Source organism: Acinetobacter lwoffii (assembly GCF_049367455.1).
Classification (GTDB): Bacteria; Pseudomonadota; Gammaproteobacteria; order Pseudomonadales; family Moraxellaceae; genus Acinetobacter; species Acinetobacter lwoffii_W.
This window is the reverse complement of sequence record NZ_JBMPXW010000010.1, coordinates 1-4,005: the sequence shown is the minus strand read 5'-3', so window position 1 is coordinate 4,005 and position 4,005 is coordinate 1. Positions and strand designations below refer to the sequence as shown.

The 4,005-nt window shown below is 46.4% G+C and carries 4 protein-coding genes and 2 pseudogenes; 4 read left to right on the top strand and 2 right to left on the bottom strand.

Features of this window, described 5'->3' with window-relative positions:
* The 4 genes and pseudogenes from ACO1B7_RS17015 to ACO1B7_RS17000 all read left to right on the top strand — a co-directional run.
* Positions 1 to 341, top strand: a pseudogene (locus tag ACO1B7_RS17015) (AMP-binding enzyme); the annotation flags it as partial.
* 58 nt (positions 342 to 399) lie between these two features.
* Positions 400 to 1,526, top strand: a pseudogene (locus tag ACO1B7_RS17010) (acyl-CoA dehydrogenase family protein).
* 19 nt (positions 1,527 to 1,545) lie between these two features.
* The gene (locus ACO1B7_RS17005) at positions 1,546 to 2,319 is read left to right on the top strand and encodes an enoyl-CoA hydratase (protein ID WP_423090413.1); all 774 of its coding nucleotides are present in this window, start codon (positions 1,546 to 1,548) and stop codon (positions 2,317 to 2,319) included.
* Between the two features lie 20 nt (positions 2,320 to 2,339).
* Complete coding sequence (locus ACO1B7_RS17000) at positions 2,340 to 3,401, top strand: enoyl-CoA hydratase/isomerase family protein (protein ID WP_216986018.1); 1,062 nt, start codon at positions 2,340 to 2,342, stop codon at positions 3,399 to 3,401.
* 82 nt (positions 3,402 to 3,483) lie between these two features.
* On the opposite strand, the gene ACO1B7_RS16995 is transcribed toward ACO1B7_RS17000, so the two are convergent.
* Together ACO1B7_RS16995 and ACO1B7_RS16990 are read right to left on the bottom strand one after the other, a co-directional pair.
* The gene (locus ACO1B7_RS16995; RefSeq protein WP_423090295.1) at positions 3,484 to 3,654 is read right to left on the bottom strand and encodes a hypothetical protein; all 171 of its coding nucleotides are present in this window, start codon (positions 3,652 to 3,654) and stop codon (positions 3,484 to 3,486) included.
* A 171-nt stretch (positions 3,655 to 3,825) separates the two neighbouring features.
* On the bottom strand, positions 3,826 to 4,005 hold a 180-nt coding region (locus ACO1B7_RS16990; RefSeq protein WP_423090412.1), incomplete at its 5' end, for an SDR family oxidoreductase.

Here is a 4,005-nt window from a genome sequence, read left to right as displayed (position 1 = left end):
CGACGACGTCATTACAACGTCAGGCTATCGGGTCGGCCCATTTGATGTGGAAAGTGCCTTGCTGGAACATGATGCCGTGATTGAAGCTGCGGTGATTGGTGTACCTGACCCCCGAGCGTACCGAAGTGATTAAAGCCTTTGTGATTCTGGCGAATAATTTTGCAGCTTCGACCCATCTGGAAGAAGAGCTGGGTCAATTTGTGAAAAAGCGTTTATCTGCACATGCCTATCCGCGCCTGATTGAATTCGTGACCGAATTGCCGAAAACCCCAAGCGGTAAAATTCAACGCTTTTTACTGCGCAATCAGGAAATCAACAAGCAGCAAGCCAAGACCGCATAATAGCTAAAGCCAACAAATTGAATAAGAAGATTAAATAAAGAGATTAAAGGAAGCATCGATGCAATTAACGGAAGAGCAAAAACTAATTCAGGATATGGCCAAAAGCTTTGCCCAGGAACAGATTAAACCCTTTGCCGGCGAGTGGGATCAAAAAGGCATTTTTCCTAAGCAGGCCTTGGCCCAAATGGGAGAGCTGGGTTTTTTAGGCATGCTGATTCCGGAAGAATGGGGCGGTTCGGGCACAGGTACGCTGGCTTATGTTCTAGCCCTAGAAGAAGTCGCTGCGGCCGATGGTGCAACATCCGCGATTATGAGCGTACATAACTCGGTGGGTTGTGTGCCGATTTTCAAGTTCGGCACGGAACAGCAAAAGCAGCAATTTTTAAAGCCTTTGGCTCAAGGTGAAATGATTGGTGCCTTTGCCTTAACCGAACCGCATACCGGATCGGATGCTGCCGCGATTAAAACCCGGGCGATCAAGGACGGCGATCACTACATTCTGAATGGCGCCAAACAGTTCATTACCTCAGGCCACAATGCCGGGATGATTATTGTCTTTGCCGTGACCGACCCATCTGCGGGAAAAAAGGCATGAGTGCATTTTTAGTGCCGCGCGACACACCTGGCTATGAAGTGATTCGGGTGGAAGAAAAACTCGGCCTGCATGCTTCGGATACCTGTCAGATTGCCCTAACTGATGTCCGCATTCATGAAAGTTTAAGACTCGGCGCCGAAGGCGAAGGTCTGAAAATTGCCCTAGCAAATCTGGAAGGCGGGCGAATCGGTATTGCCGCACAGGCGGTTGGTTTGGCGCGTGCCGCTTTAGAAGAAGCAACGGCCTATGCGCATGATCGGGTCGCCTTTGGCAAACCGATTTTTGAACAGCAGGCGATTTCTTTCAGGCTGGCCAGTATGGCGACTGAAATTGAAGCGGCACGGCAACTGGTCCATTTTGCAGCACGCAAGAAAGAAGCCGGTGAAGCCTGTTTAACCGAAGCCTCCATGGCCAAGCTATTTGCTTCAGAAATGGCAGAACGTGTCTGTTCCAAAGCGCTGCAGATTTTTGGTGGCTACGGTTATCTCAAAGATTTTCCAATTGAACGGATTTACCGCGATGCGCGGATTTGTCAGATTTATGAAGGCACCAGCGATATTCAGCGGCTGGTGATTGCGCGCAGCCTCTAATTTTAAAAGGATTTATCTCATGCAATGGCAAACAATTTTATTAGAACAACGTAATGGTGTCGGGCTGATTACTTTAAATCGTCCGCAAGCTTTAAATGCACTAAATAACCAGCTGATTGTTGAAGTCAATCAGGCACTGGATCAGCTGGAAAAAGATCCGGCAATTGGCTGTATTGTGATTGCCGGTTCGGAAAAAGCCTTTGCCGCCGGTGCCGATATTAAAGAAATGGCAGATCTGAATTTTCCGCAAATTTATCTAGATGATTTTTTCAGTCTGGCCGACCGGATTGCCCAGCGCCGCAAACCTTTAATCGCCGCAGTGAGTGGCTATGCCTTGGGTGGTGGTTGCGAGCTGGCATTGATGTGCGACTTTATTTACTGCGCTGAGAATGCAAAATTTGGTCTGCCCGAAGTTACTTTAGGCGTGTTGCCAGGCATTGGCGGTACCCAGCGTTTAACCTTGGCGATTGGTAAGGCCAAAGCCATGGAAATGTGCCTGACTGCACGGCAGATGGGGGCGCAAGAAGCGGAACAAAGTGGTCTGGTAGCTCGGGTATTTGCTAAGGAAGAATTACTGGAGCAAACCCTGCAAGCTGCCGAAAAAATTGCTGAAAAGTCACTTACTGCCGTGATGATGATTAAAGAATCAATTAATCGGGCCTTTGAAGTGAGCCTGGCAGAAGGCCTGCGCTTTGAATGTCGAGTGTTCCATTCCATTTTTGCCGGTGCTGATCAAAAGGAAGGCATGCAGGCCTTTGTGGAAAAACGCCCCGCTAAATTTACCCATCCATAAAACAAGAATAGGAAAATAAAATGAGTGATGAAAATAATTTAGCGATTTGGGTAGAAGGAGGTCTGGGCATCATCAGCCTGGACCGCACCAGCCATTTAAATGCCTTAACCCTGCCGATGATTCAAGGCATTCAGGCACAACTCGATCAGTGGTGCCATAAACCACAGGTACAAGCGGTTCTGATCAATTCCAACAGTCCCAAGGCGTTCTGTGCCGGAGGAGATATCCGCTATCTGTATGACAGCTATCAGGCCGGCAATACCCAATATCAGGATTTTTTTGCCACTGAATATAAGATGCTGAGCACCTTGCGTAATTTTCCAAAGGCCGTGATCGTGATGATGGATGGCTATGTACTGGGCGGAGGCTTTGGATTGGCTCAAGCCTGTCATATCAAAGTTACGAGTGAAAAATCACGTTTTGCCATGCCAGAAACTGCGATTGGTTTTTTCCCCGATGTCGGTGCTACCCATTTTCTGTCCCGACTGGATGAAGTCGGTGTCTATATGGCATTGACTGGTGAGCAAATCAGTAGCAGTGATGCGCTGTATCTGGATCTGGTGGATTATCATGTGCCGAGTGAGCGTTTTGCTGAATTAGAAGCAGCATTGATTGCAGCACCGGTATTAAACCCGATTGAGATTCAAAAGATCATTAGTTCCTATATTACGCATCCGGTAGAAAGCGAGCTGCAAAAACGTTCAGATCTGATTAATCAGCATTTTGGCTATCAACACCTGGAGGAGATTGAACAGAGCCTTGCTCATGCAAGTAGTGCAACTAATCAGGAATGGGCCAATAAAATGCTGACCATTTTGCAGCAGCGTCCGGTGATGGCAAAACAGACCAGCCTGAAGTTACAGCAAGCCGGACAGAATTTGTCGCTGGAAAAATGTATGCAGCTAGAACGGGACTTGCAGGATGTCTGGTTAGAGCAGGGCGATTTTATTGAAGGGGTTCGTGCGCTGATTATTGATAAGGACAAAAATCCACAATGGCGAACCGAAAATGCAAAATTTGAACAAACACTGGAAAAGCTCTGGCCAGCATGGACTCAGCAGCGTATCGAAAATATTACTTAAAGCTGATGGTAAAAGACCCTCTATAATTTAATTATAGAGGGTCTTTGTATCTGTCCCATACTTTCATCGACATGAATTCTATTTAGTGGGACGGTTTCTTTTTCTTGCCGCCACCATCTTGTTTGTTGACCGTTGACCAGGCAATACGTTCGGCTTCTTCCTCAGAACGACCACGTTCTTTTTCGCTTTCTTCAATATGTTGGGCCTGCCGTTTCTGTTTATCGGTATAGGCTGATTTTTCACCTCTAAGCATCTTAATATCCTCATCAGGTTTGGCTGAAATTACTATAACAAGAGCTTACTTTTGCGAGGGTAAGTATTTGTTGGAAACATTTTATAAAAACAATTTTTTTTAAATATGAAAATCCAAAGATTAAATAGATGAAGATAACGGTCAGCTAGAACCGCTATCTTCTGTGCCAGATTAGCCGTTAATAATACTGCCGCCATTCACATGAATCACCTGACCTGAAATATAGCTGGCTTCTTCACTGGCCAGAAATAAATACGCCGGTGCTACTTCACTTGGCTGGCCCATGCGGCCCATTGGGGTACTTTTACCAAAATCTTTAAGCTGTTCTTCATCAAAACTGCTCGGAATGAG